Origin of the sequence: Edaphocola flava (genome assembly GCF_004118155.1) — a bacterium.
Classification (GTDB): Bacteria; Bacteroidota; Bacteroidia; order Chitinophagales; family Chitinophagaceae; genus Edaphocola; species Edaphocola flava.
Genome location: NZ_SAIQ01000003.1, coordinates 497319 through 517274 on the forward strand (window position 1 = coordinate 497319; position 19956 = coordinate 517274).

Sequence of the window (19956 nt, forward strand, 5' to 3'; positions counted from 1 at the left end):
TATTCTTTGTATCTACATCTTTAGGATAAAGTATTGCAATATTCTAACAAATATTAAAGCCCGGTTAATACCGGGCTTTAGACACTGAAAATATTAGTTTTTATTATTGTTGCGGAGCACCTTGCTGTTGTTGCATCATTTGCTGCTGCATCATCTGCTGCATTTGTTGTCTGAATGGTTCAGACTCCTGCAGTCTTTTGGTCAGGGCTTCTACCTGGCTGTTCCATTTTTTAGCCATACCATCCTGCTTGGCCTGTTGTGCCATACCGATCAGGTTATGTACTACTTCAATGTTTCTGAATGCATTACCGGTAACAACTACTTGTTTAGATTCCGGCAGATCGAGGTAATAGTTACTGAAATCTGTAGCAAATTTAATCAGTTTGTTAGCCACGGCTTCTGCTTTCTGAGGAGCATCTGCTGCAAAATAAGCTTGTGTAAACATCATAGCTGTCTGCTCAAAGTAATTGATTTCTGTAGGGAAAGATGCTTCTGAAATCTGCTCCAGAGATTTATCCAGTACTTTTACCGCATCTGCTTTTCTTCCGGAAATAGCCAATTGAATCGCTAAAGAAGCAGCATCGTTTCTGTAACCCCAGAATGTACGTCTGTTCGGCTCATCATAGTACACTTTATTGGTATTAGCCTTACCGAAGCTATATTGCTTGGTGAAGATATCTAAGCTTCTGTCCAGGTTATCTACCGGTACAAAACCATTCACTGTAGATACAACATTACTTGGTACAAATTTCATCAGTACACCTTCTTTACGCAGGTATTTCTCCAGGCCAGTCACCGAACCGGTACCGATCACACCATTACATACATACAGGGAACGTTTCCAGCCTTCTTTCGCAATACCGGCAATAATGTTCATCATAGACAGGTCAGAACGTACCAGCATATTGCCTTTCACATTCATGACAATAGAATCCGGGATGTTGACATTGCTGTCTTTTGCAGAAACCAGACCACTGGACAATACTGCACTTTTATTTACCGGGATATAAATACTGCGTACAGGCAGGAAGCTCTTACCGCTGCTGTTCATTTTGGCACTGTTCGGATCCATCATGAACTGCATTACTTCATTGAAGTTAATTGTTCTGCCGGTAATACGAGGATCTTCCAGGATAGAGTATACATTCTCATTACCTAATCCTGCTACATAATCTTTATTCCAGATTACAGGTATTGCAGCTGCATCGTTCACTTTATTAAACATCTGCAGGTTCTGCCAGTCTGTACCCAACAGGTTGTAGTTGAAGATACGTACATCGGTACGGAAACCTTCTACTTCCTGAATATACCATAAAGGATAGGTTTCATTATCACCATTAGTGATAAGGATTGCATTTTTATCACAGGTAGCCAGCATATTACGTGCATGGTCTAAGGCCAGTGTTTTGTTGCTGCGGTCATGATCGTCCCACTCTTGTGCAGCCATTAATACAGGTACACACAGTAAGCCAATCACTGTAGCCAGTACGGCAGATGCGCTTTGATTTTTCACGGCCTTACCTAACCATTCTCTCAGCATCAGTACACCGAAACCAATCCAGATGGCAAATGCATAAGCTGCAATGTACTGGTAGTCACGCTCACGCGGCTGAAGCGGTGTATTGTTGATGTATAACTGTACCGCAATACCGGTAAAGAAGAACAGGGATAACACTACATAAGCATCCAGTTTGTTCTTTCTGAACTGGTATACCATACCAATAATACCTAGGATAAACGGCAGGAAATACATGGTATTGTGCGCTTTATTATTTTTATAAGCATCAGGCATTTTGCTGAAATCGCCTCTGCCCATTGCTTTGTCGATACCATTGATGCCGGAGATCCAGTTACCATTCTGAGGCTCGTTACCCTCACCCTGGTAATCATTCTGACGACCGGTATAGTTCCACATAAAGTATCTCCAGAACATGTGATTGACCTGGTAACCCATGAAGAAGCGGAAGTTATCTCCGCTGGTAGGCTCTTCTCCATCAGAAAGTCCTAACCAGTTCTGATAGAAACGAACGTGGCTTTCCTGGTTTGAACTCCAGATACGCGGGAAGAAGTGCTTGTTTTCATAAACATAATCAACGTTCTCTCCCACTACCGCATAATGATCTTTACCATCTTCCTGAACCGGCAGGTAAATATCATCAGTTGCTTTAATATCAGTTATTTTATCGCTATAATACTGTCCTGTCAGGAATGGTTGTGTACCATATTGTGTACGTTGCAGATACGGGATCAGGGACATTACATTATCCGGATTAGTCATATTGATTGACACACCGGCATTGGCGCGGATGATCGTAGGCACATAACAGGTATAACCGATAGTCATAAATACCAGTGATAATGCAGACAGGTGCAACAGGTATTTATTGTTTTTACGGGCAAACCAGATTATTGCAGCCATGATCAGACCGAACAATACCAGGAAGAAGATAGCTCCTGAATTGAACGGCATATGTAAGGAGTTTACAAACAGTAACTCAAACTTGGATGCAAAGATCGGCAGGTACTGAATGACACCATATTGTACCAGCAGTAATACTACACCACCGATAAAATAAGCAACCAGACCGCCTACCAAAGTAGCCTTGTAACGTTTGAAATAATAGATCAGGGCAATGGTAGGAATGGCCAGTAAGCTCAACAGATGCACCCCTATCGACAGACCGATCAGGTATGAGATCAGGATCAGCCAGCGATCGGCATATACGTCATTGCTTTCTTCCCATTTCAAAATAGCCCAGAATACGAGTGCTGTAAAGAAAGATGATGTTGCATATACCTCACCTTCTACAGCGGAGAACCAGAAAGTATCGGAGAAAGTGTATGCCAGGGCACCAACAACACCGGCACCCATTACTGCCAGCAGGTTGCCCTGAGCCAGCTCTTCATCATTTTTGAAGAACACGCGTTTAGCGAAGTGAGTAATAGACCAGAACAAAAACAGAATGGTAAAGGCACTGGCAAATGCACTTAGGGCATTTACAAACATAGCAACCTGCTGAGGCGCGGGTGCAAATATGGCAAAGATTCTACCCAATAGCATGAACAGTGGTGCACCCGGAGAGTGACCAACCTGCAGCTTATAGGCACATGAAATAAACTCGCCGCAATCCCAGAAGCTCACGGTAGGCTCCATCGTTATCAGATAAACGATCAGCGCTATGGCAAAAACCGACCAGCCTGTAATGTTATTGATTTTCTTAAAACTCATGCTAAAAACATTGTATGTGTGCGCAAATATAAAGTATTGATATGAATATAAGAACACCCAAATGCAAGAAAAAAGACTGTTTTTACAAATAACATTACCATTTAGGCATTTATATTCTTAGATCTTGAGAGCGTTTTTAATAAAGGGGTGTATCTTCTTATAAACTCATTCTAAATTTATAATACAAACGAAGCCCGGATCGATTGATCCGGGCTTCGTTTGTATTATAAAGAGCGTAAATTATTTAGATTTTTTAGGCTCAGTGAATTTTTTGAAGTTCATTGGCTTCATGTTCGGCATCATGTCTTTACCTTCAGCTTTAATGCTCAGGCTATCACCGCTCATGTGCAGTACTTTGAATTTCATGGTATCCTTAGGCAGGTTAGCACCGTTAGCCATGTTAGGATTCATGTATAATAAGATTTGTTTGTTTTTTGCATCTTCTTTCCAGCCGGTAGAAGTATCTACTTGTGCCAGGTTATCAGTTGCATACATTTTCACGATACCGTTCTTTTGGAAATCATAAACGATAGCACGTGTTTTTTCCAGTTCATCCTGTTTTTTCTTGCTTTCCATGATAGAAGCGCGCGCTTTTACTTTAAAGCTATCCAGGCTGTTGGTTTTTAATATATCGATGGTTTCAGCAGGAATCTGTTGTAATTCTTCCGGCTTCATTTTAGCCATTTGCTCTTTCATCATCTCAAATTCAGGAGGAAATGCTGTCAGCGTATCAATGTTTTTCAGCTGAGCCTGATACATTGAATCTTGTGCCTGATAATCAGGAACGATTTGCCATTTCTGAGCCAGTTGTCCTGAACCGCCATTTTTACAAGCAGCCATTGTAAGCATACCTAAAGCACTTAATACTAAAATTGATTTACGCATTTGATTGTGTTTTATTAGAATAATTGTGTTTATTTAAAGATTTAGATTTTGTTTTTATATCTCACATAATAAATCGAGTCTACTATCCTTCCCTGTGTACGGGTCAGCAGCAGGCTGTCTTTTGAAGTGGGCACAATATACAAATTTGTGCTGTCACTAAAGCCGATATCTGCAAAATGCTTCATTCGGGGCACTAAAATAAGACTTAAATTATTATCTTCCACCTGATACTTGTACACAGTATCCGTTTTTTGCTGCTTCAGGTTAGTCGACAACATGTATCCGTCGCGGGTAAATTCCCAGACATAAGACTTAGCCGGTTGCATGGCCAGATCAAATTCAGTCTTAAATTCCTTAATCTCCAGCTCCTTGATTGAATCAAGGTCAGAGACACCATATTTATTTACTAAAAAATCCGGGGCGGAAGTCAGTTTTTTTACTTCTGCCACATTCTCCTGGTATATGCGCTCGATCAATGCAATCTTTTTCGGCGGCAGGGTCATCAACCACTTCCCTTCCACAGCATTTTTCTTTTTGCCACAGGCCACCAATACCAACGCAATACTTAAAGTAACCGGTATGATCTTTTTCATAATAATTTGGCAAATGTAACAATATTTTGAAATACTATAATATTTTCTTAAAATATTGCAGTCCGTTTACTTATGCCAGTTCGATCACCGTAATTTCCGGAAGGATACCCAACCTGCCCTGATAGCCCAGGAAGCCAAAACCGCGATTTACATACAGATGCTGCTGTCCGTCGCTATACAATCCAGCCCACTGCTTATACATATATTGTACCGGGCTCCATTTCATCCAGGGCAATTCTATTCCGAACTGCATACCATGGGTGTGTCCGCTCAGGGTAAGATCAATATCCGGATAGGTATCCCTGATCTGTGCATCCCAGTGAGAGGGATCATGACTCATCAGTATCTTCAGCGGAAGCGCTTGTTCGCCCAGTCCTTCATATGCCTTCTGCAGCTTCCCGTGTTTAGGGAAGCGGGCTTTGGCACTCCAGTTTTCTACGCCCAGCAGAGCAAATGATGCCCCACCCTTTTCCAGGATCACATGCTCATTCATCAGCAATTGCCAGCCCATCTGTTTATGATAGCCCTTCAGGGTTTCCAGGTTCTGTATTTTGGCTGCAGGGTTTTCCCATTGTACATAATCTCCATAATCGTGATTGCCCAAGGTGGAGAACACACCAAGCGGTGCTTTCAAACGGCTGAATACATCCATATAAGGTTCCAGTTCCGAAGCACGGTCATTTACAATATCGCCGGTAAATAAGATCAGGTCTGGCTGCTGTTCCATGATCTGCGCCACACCGTGCGCTACAGCTTCTTTATTATCAAAGCTACCGGAATGTATATCCGAAATCTGAACGATCTTCAGGCCCTTCAACGCATCGGGAAGCCCTTTGATAGCCAGTCTTAGTTTTTTAATATTATAACGATAACGATTGGTCGTACCCCATACAAATCCACCCAGCATTAATCCGCCCAGCAGCAATGCCGTTCGGGACAGGAATACCGATCGCGATATAGTATTTTCAGAAGAGGGTGATGCGACTGTTATTGAAGCGCCGATGAGGCTGGTCAGCCAGCTGAATAACCGGAACACGTCGCCCAGGAGCATCAGTGAGGAAATAATCACTTTGGCAATGAAAATACCCATTACACTGGCTATAATCAGCGCTTTAATATTCTGCGGGTACAAACCACTGATATTACGGACCAGCAGGAAGCCGATCCATCCGAATACTGCAATGATAATATATATAACAAGGATACTTACTCTCCATTTCGGCTGTAATGCACGCGTAGCCATACTTACTGCTGTATAACTGTAGTACTCCATCGCCAGTAAGATCAGCCCGAAAAACGCCAGGCTCCATTTTGACTGAAACATGCTGCAAATGTATACGAAATGGAGGGTCTGTGAAACTATCAGTGCTTATTATTTAACATATTATTCAGCAAAATAAATTGTAATATTGTGTCCTTCTAAATTCAATTCACAATTATCTAAATAATGAAAAAGATCTCTTTTGCTATAGCAATGGGTTTGCTGGTTGCCACATCTTCTTTTGCACAAGAATTTAAAATGCCGGCTCCTAGCCCGAGCGCCACCATTTCTCAGGATTTCTCTACTTCCAAAATCGACATTTCTTACAGCCGCCCTTCAATGAAAGGCAGAAAGATCTTCGGTGATATCGTTCCTTTCGGACAAGAATGGAGAACAGGTGCTAATGGTGCTACCAAAATTACGTTTGGTGAAGAAGTATTCATTGCAGGCCAGCCATTGAAAGCAGGTACTTACTCCCTGTACACTATTCCGGGAAGAGAGAACTGGGAAGTAATCTTCAATAACAGTACCGAAAACTGGGGCTTATCCGGTTATGACAAAAGCAAAAATGTACTGTCTGTAAAAGTAGGTTCACTGCAAACCAATGAAGCTACAGAAACATTCTCTATCTCTGTAGAGAACATTACTAAAAACAGCTGCGATATCGTATTGAACTGGGAAAACACCCGTGTTACTATTCCTGTAAAAGCAGATAACGAAGGCCGTATTGAAGATTATGTAAAAACATCTTTAAAAAGCGAAAACCCTCCTTACATGGTAGCAGCAAGATACTACCTGGAGCAAGGCAGAAACCTGGACGAAGCACTGGTTTATGCTGATAAAGCATTACAGGCTAATCCAAAAGGATTCTACATCCACTGGATGAAAGCGCAGATCCTGAGCAAACAAGGCAGAAAGAAAGAAGCTATCGCCGAAGCTAAAAAAGCAGCAGATGGCGCTAAGGGTTCTCCTTACGAAGCAGAATATGCCAACAACTACAAAGAGATCAGCAAATAAGTTAAAGATCATCTTATAAATAAAACACCCCGGAAATTATTTCCGGGGTGTTTTATTTATAAAAATCGCTCCATTACTCAAGAGGGACTTAATTCTATTTTACTTGGTTGCAATATTCAGATATCTCAATTCTTTGCCGGTTACCGGGTCTATTATCGATACGGTACTGATCCCTTTAATATCACTCTGACGCAGTACGATTCTCTTGGTATCTTTTGTCTGACCATCAACGGTTACACCATCACGCACCGTAGTACGGATCGCATCGTTTCCGGCTTCCAGCGTTTCAAAATTCATAAAGCGATTGCCCGGTGCCGGTTGTACCAATATCACGCCTCCCGCGGCTTCCTGGCCATATAATTTCACCGCTTCTGCACCTTTTACAATGCGTACACCCTGCAGGATATCTTTATAACGGTTAAAGGTTTCGTAATCTGTTTTGAGATCATTGATCAGTACTAAAGGGTTTTTCAGCTCAGACAATTCCTGCGCACTTACCGATGTTGCCGGCTTTACCTTAGCTGTTTGCTGTGCGGACACTCCGTTTACGCCTGCAACTGCAATAGCACAAAGAGCAATGAATTTAGTAGTTATATTCATGATGGTATTGTTTATGTTTATAAAAGCGATGTAACAAATATATCCAATTATTTGCTTATATGCAAGAATACGGTGCAAAAAACCGGTTTCTGTGCTTTTACACAAAAACCGGCCTGTATTTCTGTACGATTTAAGTACAGATCCTCAATACTTTTCTATTTATTTGGCAAAAAACTTACGAACATTATCTTCCGTTTCCAGGCCCACCATTTCACCCACTTTTTTACCGTTTACATATTTTACTACGTATGGTATACCCTGGATATTCATAAATCGTGACAACTCTTCAGACAGGTCAACATCAATTTTCTGTACTTTCACTTTACCGGCAAATTCATGTTCCATTTTCTCCAGAATAGGTGATAAACGTTTACATGGTCCGCACCAGGTAGCACTGAAATCAATAACCAGCACAGGGTTGTCTTTGATCATTTGTTCAAACTGCGCTACGGTAACCGCATCGCCGGCAGCACTGGAAGCGACTGCTTTTTTGGCCACTGCAACGGTCGGCTCATTAGACACAGGCAGGTTCTGATTATTCCAGGCCATCATACCACCCTCAAGGTCGTATACTTTATAACCCAGGGCTTTCAGTTTTGCAGCAGCATCAGCACTGCGTCCACCACCTTTGCAATATACCATTACCGGCTTTTCCTTATCCAGACCGGCCAGGTTCTTTTCAAAGTCAGGACCATCAACATTATTGTTGATCGCACCGGCAATGTGCCCGCCGGCATATTCTTCCGGAGAGCGTACATCTAATAATTGCGCTGTACCTTCTTCTTTAATCTTAGTTTCAAATGCTGTTGCCTTTAATTTTTCGACAGATGCATTACCTCCGCCCTGACAGGCTGTAAGAGACATCAGGGAGAATGCACCGGCCAGAACACTGTATTGTAACCAATTCATGCGTATCAGATTTTTAAGGATCAAAATTACTGAAATAAATATTAGTTAATTGTGAAAGAAAAGAAAAGCCCGACAACATAAGTTTATACCTTTATATCTCAATTCTAAAAAACCGTTCTGGTCATGATCACATCCGTTAACCCTTACACGGGCAAAGTCATCCGAAAATACAAAGAAGATACTGCAAAAGCAGTAACACAAAAACTGGCCAAAGCCAAAAACGCGCAAACCTCCTGGGAGCAGCTCGGCGTCAGTAAGCGCGCAGCTTATCTCCAGAAACTGGGCCAGTACATCAGCAAACACAAACAGGCCATGGGACAAATGGCTACAGAAGAAATGGGCAAACCCATAAGCCAGAGTATTGCAGAGCTGGAAAAATGTGCCTTAACCCTGCAGTTTTACGCAGATAAAGGAGCCGAATTTTTACAACCGGAAATAGTGCAAACTGAAGCCAGTGAAAGCTTTGTACATTTTGAGGCCTTAGGCACTGTACTTGCGATTATGCCCTGGAACTTCCCTTACTGGCAGGTGTACCGCGCTATGGGACCAATCCTGATCAGTGGCAATACCATGCTGCTGAAACATGCCTCAAATGTAATGGGCTGTGCTACTGCAATCAAAGAAGCGATTGATGCCTGCGGTTTTCCGGAAGGGGTATTTGACATCCTGCAGATTACCGGAGCCAATACCGAAGCAGTGATTGCAGACCCGCGCATACATGCAGTTACCTTTACCGGCAGTACTGCTGCGGGCAAGAAAGTAGCCGCAGCAGCTGCACTGAACCTGAAAAAACAGGTACTGGAGCTGGGGGGCAGTGATGCTTATGTAATCCTGAAAGATGCTGATATAGACCTGGCCGTAAAAGCATGTGCCACTTCAAGACTGAACAATACGGGCCAGAGCTGTATCGCGGCCAAACGTATGATCGTCGATAAAAAAGTAGCCGCAGCGTTTACCTCCAAACTGGTGCTGGCACTGGAAGCCAGGCCGTACGGAGATCCTTCTCTTCCCGAAACCACTGTTGGTACAATGGCCAGAGCCGATCTGCGTGATGAGCTGCATGACCAGGTAAGCCGCAGTGTAGCGCAGGGCGCGGTGATTCTTTGCGGAGGATATATACCCAGCGGTAAGGCCGCCTTCTACCCGCCAACAGTATTGTCAGGCGTTAAAAAAGGGATGCCCGCTTATGAAGAGGAATTATTCGGCCCGGTAGCTACGATTATTGTTGCAGAAGATGAGGCCGATGCCATAAACATTGCCAATGATACTATTTATGGATTGGGTGGTGCCATCTTCTCCAAAAACATCAAAAAAGCAACTAAACTGGCTACGGAAGCGATTAAATCAGGATCTGTATTTGTGAATGATTTTGTCCGTTCCGATGCCCGCCTGCCTTTCGGGGGCATTAAGCAAAGCGGTTACGGCCGCGAGCTGAGTCATTACGGCATGAGAGAGTTTGTCAATATCAAAACGATTTATGTAAAGTAATCGTACCCAATACAACATAACATAAGGGCGGCAAATATGCCGCCCTTATGTTATGATTAAGCAATTTTCCAATGGAATGATGTATTTTGCCCCAACATTTCATCTCAATATATATTCACTGTTATGAAGATCATCGATCTGTCCAAACCTATACAATATAATGCCAGTGACCCCTGGTTTATGAAGGTAAAGATCAAGCGTAAACCACATCATAAATCACGCCTGCTGATCCGCTTACTGGGTTTACCTTTAAAATTATTTCCAAAACAGTTCTCGGGCTGGGCCGATGATACGATACAGAAGATGGGCGTACACGCCACTACACATATCGATGCGCCCTGGCATTATGCTCCAACCTGCGCGGGCCAGCCTGCCAAGACCATTGACCAGGTGCCGCTGGACTGGTGTTACGGACCGGGACTGGTTATTGACATGAAGCATAAAGCAGACTTTGATCCGATTACCATTGCTGATATTGAATCATTCCTGAACCGGGAACAATTGTCTGTGCAGCCAGGAATGATCGTACTGATCAAAACCGGCAGAGATCAGTTCAATGGCACGAAGGATTTTCATAAAAAAGGAACAGGGATGAGTGCAGAGGCTACCCGCTGGCTGATTGAAAAAGGTATTAAAGTGATGGGCATAGATCAGTGGGGCTGGGACTTACCACTGCCCTATCTGATACAAAAAGCAAAAGAGACCGGCAATGCGGAATTGTTCTGGGAGGCACACCTGGTGGGCCGCGATCTGGAATACTGCCATATGGAGCAATTGGTCAATCTTGATGCGCTACCCTATTCCGGCTTTGACATTGCGGTATTCCCGCTGAAGATTGTTGGTGCATCTGCTGCTCCGGCAAGAGTTGTAGCCATGATGCACGAAAAAACTACTATATAACATAATTTTCTAATTGCAATGCTATGAGATTCCTGATTGTTATCGGCCTGCTGATCATTTCTAACATTATTATGACTTTTGCCTGGTACTGGCACCTCAAGTCTGGAAACACTCATTTCCCGATCTGGAAACTGATCCTCATCAGCTGGAGCATCGCTTTGTTTGAGTACACCTTCGCAGTGCCGGCCAATCATTTCGGGGCGGCCTGGAATATCAAACCGTTTCAGCTCAAAATCATACAGGAAGTGATTACCCTGCTGGTATTTACCGTTTTCGCCATCACGTATCTGAAACAGGACTTCAGCTGGAATTATGTATACAGTTTCCTCTTCATTCTGGGTGCGGTGTACTTTGCATTCAAAAAATAACTATAATTTAAGGATTATATAATTAATCCCTATCTTTGGAACAATCAAAAATTCAACACATTAGCATGAACTTCTTTAAGCAAGTTTCTACGGCTGCCCTGATTGTCGTAGGAAGTTTTCAGTTCTCTTTTGCACAGGACGCAAAGTACCAGTGGAAAGAAGCCAATGAAGGCGGTTATACCTACAAGTATGTAACCAATGATCCTTCCGGTGCACGGTTTTACACCTTAAAAAACGGCCTGACCGTTATCTTAAGCCCTAACAATAAAAAGCCGCGTATCCAGACGTACATTGCTACCAAAGCCGGTAGTAAAACCGATCCATCGGATCATACCGGACTGGCTCACTACCTGGAGCACATGCTGTTTAAGGGTACTGACAAATTCGGTTCACTGGACTGGGCTAAAGAAAAACCTTTACTGGATCAGATCGACAAACTGTATGCACAATATAACAGCACTACAGATGAGGCTAAACGCAAAGAAATCTACAAAGAGATCGACCGCGTATCTGGTGAAGCATCTAAATATGCAATTCCTAACGAGTATGACAAAATGATGGGCGCAATGGGTGCTGAAGGTACCAATGCCTTCACCTCTTTTGAGCAAACCGTTTATGTAGAAGATATTCCGAGCAATGCGATAGACAAATACCTGGCTGTTCAGGCAGAGCGTTTCCGCAATCCTATCCTGCGCCTGTTCCATACCGAACTGGAGGCAGTATACGAAGAGAAAAACCGTGGCCTGGATGAAGATAGCCGTAAGGCATTTGAAGCCATGTTCGCAGCACTGTTCCCGAACAATAACTATGGTAAGCAAACGACCATCGGTACTATTGAGCACCTGAAAAATCCTTCCCTGAGCGCGATCAGAGAGTATTTCACGACATATTATGTGCCAAATAACATGGGTATCATCATGTCGGGCGATTTTGATCCGAATGTAGCGATCCAGAAGATCGACAAAGCTTTCAGTTACATGAAAGCTAAAGATGTACCTCCTTATGTATACGGTAAAGAGCAGGAGATCACTGCCCCTATCGTAAAAGATGTACTGGGACCTAAACCGGAGAATATCATGATCGGTTTCCGTTTCCCTGGTGCGGCTACCAAGGATGCACGAATGCTGGAACTGGTAGGTAATATCCTGACCAATGGTTCTGCCGGTCTGATCGATCTGGACCTGGTTAAATCTCAGAAATTACTGAGTGCATATGCATTCCCTTATATCCTGAAAGATTATTCTATGCTGATCCTGCAGGGTAATCCTACACAAGGCCAATCTCTGGATGAGGTAAGATCATTATTACTGAAAGAACTGGCTAAACTGAGAGACGGTGACTTCTCTGAAGACCTGATTCAGTCTATCGTAAATAACGAAAAGAAAAACGATATCCAGCAAAACGAGGACTACAGCTCCCGTGCCAACAACCTGATGGATAACTTCACTTCCGAACTGGACTGGAGCACTACTATCAGCTACCCTGATATGATCAGCAAGATCACAAAACAGGACATCATGGATTTCGCGAAGAAATACCTGAATGAGAACAACTATGTTGTGATCTACAAGAAAAAAGGCGAAGATAAAAACGTAGTGAAAGTGGATAAACCACCGATCACTCCGGTAACCCTGAACAAGGATGTATCTCCGTTTGTAAAATCAGTAAATGCACTGCCGGAAACGCCAATCAAACCTTTATGGGTTAATTACAGTACCGACATCAGCAAAGGAACCCTGGGTTCTGCAGAAGTACTGACTGTACAGAACAAAGACAACAGCCTGTTCCGTATGTATTACCACTACGATATGGGTAAATGGAACAATAAACTGTTACCAATCGCTGCAGGCTACCTGGAATACCTGGGTACAAAAGATAAAAACAGCGAAGAGTTCAGCAAACAGTTCTACAAACTGGCTTCTTCTTTCAACGTATCTGCGGGTAATGAAGAAACCTATATTACTTTAGAAGGTCTGAATGAGAACTTCGAAGCATCTGTAGCTTTACTGGAAGACTTACTGAAAAACTGTATAGTTGATGAAGAAGCGCTGACTGCTTATAAAGCCCAGCTGAAAAAATCAAGAACAAACGCCAAAGAGAACAAAGCTGCGATCATGGCGGGCTTACGCTCTTATGCACAATACGGCGCGCAGAATCCGTTCAACAATGTATTGTCTGAAGCAGAGCTGGATAAATTAACTGCTAAAGAACTGGTGGATATCCTGCACCAGATGGTTAATTATAAACACCGTGTAATGTATTACGGACCAAAAACCGTAGCACAGCTGCAAACCAGCCTGAAGCCATTACATACTGTTCCTGCTACGTTCACTACAATGCCGGCAGCAGCTACCTTCAAAGCGGTAAGCACTACAGCTAACCAGGTACTGTTTGCGAACTATGATATGAAACAGGCGGAGATCTTCTGGTTCAGAAACTCAGAGCCATATAATGTATCTAAAGTACCTACAGTATCTCTGTTCAACAACTACTTCGGTGGTGGTATGGGTAGTGTGGTATTCCAAACCATCCGTGAGTCTAAAGCACTGGCCTACTCTACTTATGCATACTTCGGTCTGCCTTCTAAAAAGGAGAACAGAAGCATTGTTGGTGCTTATGTAGGTACACAGGCAGATAAAACCAAAGAAGCGGTTGCGGGTATGAACGAGCTGCTGAATGTATTACCTGAATCTCAAAACGCACTGGAGAATGCCAAACTGAGCCTGTCTAAATCTTTAGCAAGCGAGCGCATTACACAGGACGGTATCCTGTTCAGCTACCTGGCTGCTAAAAAACTGGGTAATAGCACAGATATCCGTAAGAATGTTTATGAGCAGGCACCTAAGCTGACCTTTGCTGATATGAAGAAATTCCACAGTACTGAAATGAGCCAGAAACCATATGTATACTGCGTTGTAGGTAATGAAAAGAACCTGAACCAGGAAGAATTGTCTAAATACGGAACATTCAAAAAACTGACCCTGGAAGAAATCTTCGGATACTAATCCATATCAGTCAATACATAAAAATTAAAAGGGAGCCGATTGGCTCCCTTTTAATTTTTATGATTAGCAGGTAATCAATATTCAACTCTTACTGGCACTTTCGCGTGTACCTGCTTAAACTACATTACTGCACGCTTAACCATACCACTTTAGTATTGGTACGCGCATCTTTCTTTCTCGGTTGTGTCACCACAACAGTCATCAGCTTCTGTGCGGCATTATAATCCGAACCATTGAACAGACCCAGGCTTTGTGCTCTTCTACTATCGCCGGGAAATACCTGCTGGCGTGCTGGCATGCCGGAAGGGCCACTCAGATCAAACATAAACGCCTCTGAGTCATCAATATTCTGAATTGTAGTTACCTTACGCTTTTTATCTACTTTCTTCTGATTTCTTTCTACATCATTGAATAATACATAACCATTAGTACCGGTAGGAACATAGGCAAATGATTTGAACTGAAAACCTTGTCTGAGTAATACCCCACTCTGCTGATCTTTGGCACGATACATATATTTTGGAATATAAGTACCCAGGTGGTGGCTTTTAGGAATGTAATAAGCGTTTAGTTCCTTGCCTTCATTATCATAATGCTGTACACCAACATCACTTATAAAGCATTCTGTACGTTTTTTCACACCATAATTCACACCGGTTCCGCCCCCGGCGCGGCCGCTGAAACTCACTGGACCACCTCCGGAACTGGAGACATACGTAACAATCCTCTGCTCTTCAAAAAGAATAGAAAAGCTACCATCTTCATTTACAGACAGGCTCTGCGGCATAGCGATAAAAGCATTATTGGTTTTATAGTGCTTTGTAGCCAGTTCCTGTATCTTCTTGGTTGTAATCATACGAGAACTGATCTTCCAGTCCTTATCCACTATGCTTAACTGAGAGCGGAATTGCAGCATTTTCTTCTTCTGTCCTGCGCTCTCGAGCGTAAGAAGATATATATCACCCGTATGCTGGTTATATCGCGTCAGTGCAGCTTTAATTTTACTCGGTCTGCCGTTATTATAATTAATTTTTTGCAGGTTAAAGGCATTCGCACCCGGCTTCAGACTGCCCATCAACAGCACACCCGACATATCACCACCAGATATTTTCGTATTTCTGCCCGTAACTGATACTACAACTTCTTTCGAACCAATAGTAGCCATATCCAGGAACGTAAGATACTTATACCCGTTCTTCGGCGACTGGTAATATGCCCTCGCAATCTCTTTATTACTGTTATTATAATGAATCACCTGGATACGTTTATTGCGGTCAGACTCAAATGTATTGTACAATGCTGTAGCATAGCAGCCCGTTGCTTCATCAAGATTCATATAAAATTCCGGCAGCGGTACGCCTCCGAAAGCCATAGCATAACCATCCCAGAAACTTACCCTTTTCAGAGTAGAAATGATCTCATCTTGTTTAACAGTACCGGTAGCAGGGTCCAGTACCAGGCGGTGTAGGCTAGGCACACGATGATGAACAGAAGAGTAAATTGCCGTAATGTATCCGTCGGCAGATTCAAATATACCCATAATCTTGCCGCCCTTCATTTTGTAGGGTGTTTTAGGATCTATCTTCTTCTCAAATTTCAATTTGTGTTCCGAATCATACATCTTCCAGTCAATATCATTTTTGGTATTGAAATGCAATAATGCGGTCTCCTTGTTTTTCATGCTCAGAACCTTAAGATGGCCGGATTGATACTCGGGGAATGCTTCCGACTCCGCTACCACATTCATCTGGGCAGCTACTTTCGGCACCTGTACGCACAGAAATGCGGCTAACAGTAAAGTTATTTTCTTCATACTTCGCTTTTGTAAAAAAATGTTAAAACGGAGGCGAAAGTAGATGATTATCTCTAAAAAGTGAAATGTCTTGGCAAAGATTTGTAAAAATCCGTATTAATACTATACGCTATGCCTGTGCTGCCAGAAACCAATTGTCCTTAATGGATTCAACCAGACTTTCACCCGCTGCATAAAGGTCTGCGGCATCGCTTTGGTGATGCGTCTTTTGAATGAAGGTCTGTATGCGAGTAATTGCTGCTGCTCCGCTTCACTTAACACACCCGAACCGTATTTCAGTTTCAGGTATAACTGTACAAATGAAGCATAACCTACCTGATAGCGCTGATCAATATCCTGCGCGAACTGCCACAGGGTACGACCTCCCTGAAATTGCCGATTCTGATACCAGTAGAACTGCATATAGCGATCATCCCAGTAAGCCTTTTCCGGTACGGTCTTACTCCATTTCCGGCGCAGGTTCAGGTACACAGTGTACCATAATGGAAGGAATACAAATGCCAGTCCCAGCAAGAGTATTATGCCCGTAATCAGCAACAGTATCTGCTGGCGGGTCCAGGAATTGTCTGTGGCATCCACGCCAGTGGTCTGTACCGTATTATCTTCCTGTTTGGTTTTCAGGCGCAATTCATCTGCCGGAATCTGCACCGGCAGCGCAGCTACCAATTGTGCCATATCTCCCGAAACGGTAACCGGCTTTAATGCTTCTGCATAGGAAATAGCCGTAGCGCTGTCATTCACCTTAACCGACGTAATATCCACCGTTGCACTATCCTTACGGATCCTGGCATGACTGATATCTATGGTCAGTACAACAGGATTCTGCTGCTGGTAAGGCTTATCTTTAAAGACAACATTCCTCGTCTTCAGTTGTACGGTTTTCTTATTTGGATCTACCTGTATAATCTGCCCGTCTGCCGCCAGCAAAGCATTGCCCTGCGGGTTTGGCGGGGTACCATCTGGTTGCGGACTTTCACGTGCATCATCATTACCAATCGTGGTATCAAAATCAAGCCAGCCATAACCGGGGAAGTATACCTGCACCCAGGCATGCGCCTGATCAGAATAATACCAGTACCAGCCCTTATTGTTATTACCACTGCGGTCTACCGTCATAAAGCCTACCGTAATACGGGAGGGAATGCCCAGCGCACGCAGCATAAACAGCGTGGCTCCGGCATAGTAAGCACAGTACCCTTTCCTGTTTTCAAACAGGAAGTAGTTCAGCTTGCTTGCGCTCGGGATATCGGGTATACCCGGATTGTCGGAGTATTGAAATAAGGGCTTTCCGTTCTCATCCTTCGAAAGGAAATAATCACGGATAGCAATAATCTTATCAATCGCCGTTGTTTTACCGGCTGTGATTTTACGGGCCAGCGCCGCTATAGGTTCATATTTAGTATTGGTCGGAAACTGTGTATAGTACTGCATCACCGGCAAGGGCACAGCACTGTAATCTGTAACCTGGCGCAGCAGGTCGAAGCGCATGTTCTGAAACTGTTGCAACTGCGGATTATCCGGTGCATTATAGACAAAGTAGGCTGAATTCAGTTCAGACACATAACTCTTGGCACGGTAAGCAGAGCTGTATTCCTGCTGGTTATCAGGATCAATACCTATAGGCTGCACAAAAAAGGAAACACTGGGTGCTACAAATTCAGAAGGGGACAACTGTGTTTTATACACCTCTATCTCCACCACCTTCTTCTGCTTTTCCAGCAGTGCATCTGCCAGTACGGTAGAATCGGTTTTGGTAAAATAAAGAGGGATACTGCCCGGATTGGGCAGGAACAGGTCATTTCTCGGAATCTTTTTATCCCGTTCAAAGGTCTCCGTTTCATTATCGAAACGGGAATAATAAAACGCTGTAAGGTATAGCGGATTGGGCACATCATCCGTACCCGGGAAGAAGTTTTTGATATGCGCTACAAATAACAATTGCTTGCCCCGGCTCTGATTGCCGGACAACTGATTGCGGTCTTTCATACTAACACTACCATCCTTATTACGCTGTAACATAGAATTGGCCCCGGCCTTACCGCCCGCACTCACCTCCTCTACCGCTTTGCGCAGATCATCTTCAAAATACCAGATAATACCCGTCAGCAATGCAGCACTCAGCACAAGAAACAAGCCCAGCCTGCGTAATAGGTGGCCCCAATACGGTTGCGACAGATCTTTATGATTATATATCACCTGCACTGCATAAATAATATAAATTGTATAGAGCAGTACCGGCACAAAAGCCAGCAAAAGGCTGCGTACACTCAGATCGGCCTGTCGTACGATCATCAATACACTCACCAGGAAGAAAATACCTGCTGCAATCAGTGGGAAATATCGCTTTTTGGAGAAGCCCCAGCCCAATAACCAGCCAAAGGAAAACAGCAGAGAGAAGATCATGAACTGTACCGTAACGAAGAACATATCTACGCTACCGAATACAGTATGATCCATGGCTATATAAATAAAATACAGGAACAGGAGCAACACGATAAAAGTGGATACAAACCGGAAACGAAAACTATAAAACAGTACTGCAACCAGGATACCCATCTCCAGGAAAAGGGTATGTTGCAGGTATTGCTGCTCCATCAGTACCGCATAAAACTGCGCTGCATTCCATAAAATGAAATAGCAGACCAGCATCGTCGGTAGTACGAGAAACAATGTTTTCGCCAGCGTGTCTTTTATATGCCTCTTGTCCGTTACGCTCATCTAAGCATGCATTTGTTCAAATTCTTTGAGTACTGCCAGCAGTTGTTCTGTATCCTGCAGGCTGATCGCATTATAGATCGAAATACGCAAACCACCAATGTTGCGGTGTCCGCCGATGCCCAGTATACCCCGCTCTGCGGCAAAGGCGACCAATGCATCCGTCAGCTCCTCCCTGCGCAGGCGGCAGCATACATTCATGCGACTGCGGCTGTCCGGTGCTGCTACAGTGTAGTACAGACTGCTCTGGTCAATGTAATGGTACAACAGTTGCGATTTAGCAATACTTTCCTGCTCTATAGCATCCATACCTTTTGCGGCCATCCAGCCCAGGTATAGCGAGGAGACATAAATAGAGAATACCGGTGCGGTATTGACCAGCGAATTCTTTTCAGCCATAGCCTTATAACTCAGTATTTCCGGCAATTCCCTTACGGTCTGTTGTATAAAATCTTTACGGGCGATCACCAGTGTGGTACCGGATGGTCCGATATTTTTCTGTGCCACAGCATAGATCATGGCAAAGCGGCTGTAATCCAGTTTGCGGCTGAACAGTTCCGAACTGAAGTCCGCAATGACCGGTACATCCGTATCGGGAAAGGTGAATGATTGTGTACCATAGATGGTATTATTGGCCGTAAGATGCAGGTAAGCCGCATCCTCCGGGATATTCCATGCCGTAGGCACCTGTTTGTAATCATCCTCGCGGGAACTGGCGGAGATATGCACTTTTCCGTAACGACCTGCATTACTCATCGCATCTGCAGCCCATCTGCCGGAATCGATATACGCAGCAGTAGCACCATCCGGGAGAAAATTCATCGGAATCATTTCAAACTGTAATCTGCCACCACCCTGAAACCACATAACAGCATACTCCTCCCCGCTCAGCCCCAGCAATTGCAATACATGCTTACGGGCATCGTCCAGTATATCCTTAAAGTGAGGCCCACGGTGCGGTAAGCTGAGGATGGACATGCCGGAATCTTTATATTCCAGTATAGAACGGGAAGCGGTTTCGAGCACCTCCCAGGGTAGTGCGGCAGGACCCGCATTGAAATTGAGCTTCATTGATTTTCTAGGCTTTTACCAATGCTCAAATATCGCATTTAATTAGCACAAAAGCCTTATCAGTACAAAGGAATTACCATTTTTCAAACAGATATAATCCCA

General features: G+C 43.7%; 14 protein-coding genes. 5 read left to right on the forward strand and 9 right to left on the reverse strand.

What is annotated here, in order from left to right:
• Window positions 1-103: 103 nt before the first annotated feature.
• The 4 genes from EMP01_RS11715 to EMP01_RS11730 all read right to left on the reverse strand — a co-directional run bounded on the left by EMP01_RS11715 (window position 104) and on the right by EMP01_RS11730 (window position 6031).
• Window positions 104-3229 carry a glycosyltransferase family 117 protein gene (locus tag EMP01_RS11715; protein ID WP_129021711.1) on the reverse strand — a complete coding sequence of 1042 codons (3126 nt, stop codon included), beginning with the start codon at window positions 3227-3229 and terminating at the stop codon, window positions 104-106.
• Window positions 3230-3469: 240 nt separating this feature from the next.
• Window positions 3470-4114 (reverse strand): hypothetical protein, encoded by a 645-nt coding sequence (locus EMP01_RS11720; protein ID WP_129021712.1) that lies wholly within the window; start codon window positions 4112-4114, stop codon window positions 3470-3472.
• Window positions 4115-4155: 41 nt separating this feature from the next.
• Window positions 4156-4707, reverse strand: a complete 552-nt coding sequence (locus EMP01_RS11725; RefSeq protein WP_129021713.1) for a hypothetical protein — start codon at window positions 4705-4707, stop codon at window positions 4156-4158.
• A 70-nt stretch (window positions 4708-4777) separates the two neighbouring features.
• Complete coding sequence (locus EMP01_RS11730; protein ID WP_237559531.1) at window positions 4778-6031, reverse strand: metallophosphoesterase; 1254 nt, start codon at window positions 6029-6031, stop codon at window positions 4778-4780.
• 123 nt (window positions 6032-6154) lie between these two features.
• On the opposite strand from EMP01_RS11730, the gene EMP01_RS11735 reads away from it, so the two are divergent.
• Window positions 6155-6985, forward strand: a complete 831-nt coding sequence (locus tag EMP01_RS11735; protein ID WP_129021714.1) for a DUF2911 domain-containing protein — start codon at window positions 6155-6157, stop codon at window positions 6983-6985.
• Window positions 6986-7084: 99 nt separating this feature from the next.
• Here the strand turns inward: EMP01_RS11735 and EMP01_RS11740 are convergent, their stop codons facing one another.
• On the reverse strand, window positions 7085-7585 hold the full coding sequence (locus tag EMP01_RS11740; RefSeq protein ID WP_129021715.1) for a TonB-dependent receptor plug domain-containing protein: 501 nt from the start codon (window positions 7583-7585) through the stop codon (window positions 7085-7087).
• 159 nt (window positions 7586-7744) lie between these two features.
• Window positions 7745-8494 (reverse strand): rhodanese-like domain-containing protein, encoded by a 750-nt coding sequence (locus EMP01_RS11745; protein ID WP_129021716.1) that lies wholly within the window; start codon window positions 8492-8494, stop codon window positions 7745-7747.
• A 123-nt stretch (window positions 8495-8617) separates the two neighbouring features.
• Between EMP01_RS11745 and EMP01_RS11750 the strand changes: the two genes are divergently transcribed.
• The 4 genes from EMP01_RS11750 to EMP01_RS11765 all read left to right on the forward strand — a co-directional run bounded on the left by EMP01_RS11750 (window position 8618) and on the right by EMP01_RS11765 (window position 14255).
• A complete protein-coding gene (locus tag EMP01_RS11750; protein ID WP_129021717.1) occupies window positions 8618-9982 on the forward strand; it encodes an NAD-dependent succinate-semialdehyde dehydrogenase in 1365 nt (454 codons plus the stop codon).
• A 123-nt stretch (window positions 9983-10105) separates the two neighbouring features.
• The gene (locus EMP01_RS11755; RefSeq protein ID WP_129021718.1) at window positions 10106-10882 is read left to right on the forward strand and encodes a cyclase family protein; all 777 of its coding nucleotides are present in this window, start codon (window positions 10106-10108) and stop codon (window positions 10880-10882) included.
• A 23-nt stretch (window positions 10883-10905) separates the two neighbouring features.
• The gene (locus EMP01_RS11760) at window positions 10906-11250 is read left to right on the forward strand and encodes a DMT family protein (protein WP_129021719.1); all 345 of its coding nucleotides are present in this window, start codon (window positions 10906-10908) and stop codon (window positions 11248-11250) included.
• Between the two features lie 65 nt (window positions 11251-11315).
• Window positions 11316-14255 (forward strand): M16 family metallopeptidase, encoded by a 2940-nt coding sequence (locus EMP01_RS11765; protein ID WP_129021720.1) that lies wholly within the window; start codon window positions 11316-11318, stop codon window positions 14253-14255.
• A 124-nt stretch (window positions 14256-14379) separates the two neighbouring features.
• Here EMP01_RS11765 and EMP01_RS11770 read toward each other — a convergent pair whose 3' ends face one another.
• The 3 genes from EMP01_RS11770 to serC all read right to left on the reverse strand — a co-directional run bounded on the left by EMP01_RS11770 (window position 14380) and on the right by serC (window position 19854).
• On the reverse strand, window positions 14380-16068 hold the full coding sequence (locus EMP01_RS11770) for a hypothetical protein (RefSeq protein WP_129021721.1): 1689 nt from the start codon (window positions 16066-16068) through the stop codon (window positions 14380-14382).
• A 102-nt stretch (window positions 16069-16170) separates the two neighbouring features.
• A complete protein-coding gene (locus EMP01_RS11775; RefSeq protein ID WP_129021722.1) occupies window positions 16171-18786 on the reverse strand; it encodes a transglutaminase domain-containing protein in 2616 nt (871 codons plus the stop codon).
• On the reverse strand, window positions 18787-19854 hold the full coding sequence (serC, locus tag EMP01_RS11780) for a 3-phosphoserine/phosphohydroxythreonine transaminase (RefSeq protein WP_129021723.1): 1068 nt from the start codon (window positions 19852-19854) through the stop codon (window positions 18787-18789).
• Window positions 19855-19956: the final 102 nt, after the last annotated feature.

Coding starts and splice junctions, on each gene's coding strand:
- EMP01_RS11770 (WP_129021721.1), bottom strand. CDS start 16,068: ATGAAGAAAATAACTTTACTGTTAGCCGCATTTCTGTGCGTACAGGTG.
- EMP01_RS11725 (WP_129021713.1), bottom strand. CDS start 4,707: ATGAAAAAGATCATACCGGTTACTTTAAGTATTGCGTTGGTATTGGTG.
- EMP01_RS11730 (WP_237559531.1), bottom strand. CDS start 6,031: ATGTTTCAGTCAAAATGGAGCCTGGCGTTTTTCGGGCTGATCTTACTG.
- EMP01_RS11740 (WP_129021715.1), bottom strand. CDS start 7,585: ATGAATATAACTACTAAATTCATTGCTCTTTGTGCTATTGCAGTTGCA.
- serC (WP_129021723.1), bottom strand. CDS start 19,854: ATGAAGCTCAATTTCAATGCGGGTCCTGCCGCACTACCCTGGGAGGTG.
- EMP01_RS11750 (WP_129021717.1), top strand. CDS start 8,618: ATGATCACATCCGTTAACCCTTACACGGGCAAAGTCATCCGAAAATAC.
- EMP01_RS11760 (WP_129021719.1), top strand. CDS start 10,906: ATGAGATTCCTGATTGTTATCGGCCTGCTGATCATTTCTAACATTATT.
- EMP01_RS11720 (WP_129021712.1), bottom strand. CDS start 4,114: ATGCGTAAATCAATTTTAGTATTAAGTGCTTTAGGTATGCTTACAATG.
- EMP01_RS11745 (WP_129021716.1), bottom strand. CDS start 8,494: ATGAATTGGTTACAATACAGTGTTCTGGCCGGTGCATTCTCCCTGATG.
- EMP01_RS11765 (WP_129021720.1), top strand. CDS start 11,316: ATGAACTTCTTTAAGCAAGTTTCTACGGCTGCCCTGATTGTCGTAGGA.
- EMP01_RS11735 (WP_129021714.1), top strand. CDS start 6,155: ATGAAAAAGATCTCTTTTGCTATAGCAATGGGTTTGCTGGTTGCCACA.
- EMP01_RS11755 (WP_129021718.1), top strand. CDS start 10,106: ATGAAGATCATCGATCTGTCCAAACCTATACAATATAATGCCAGTGAC.
- EMP01_RS11775 (WP_129021722.1), bottom strand. CDS start 18,786: ATGAGCGTAACGGACAAGAGGCATATAAAAGACACGCTGGCGAAAACA.
- EMP01_RS11715 (WP_129021711.1), bottom strand. CDS start 3,229: ATGAGTTTTAAGAAAATCAATAACATTACAGGCTGGTCGGTTTTTGCC.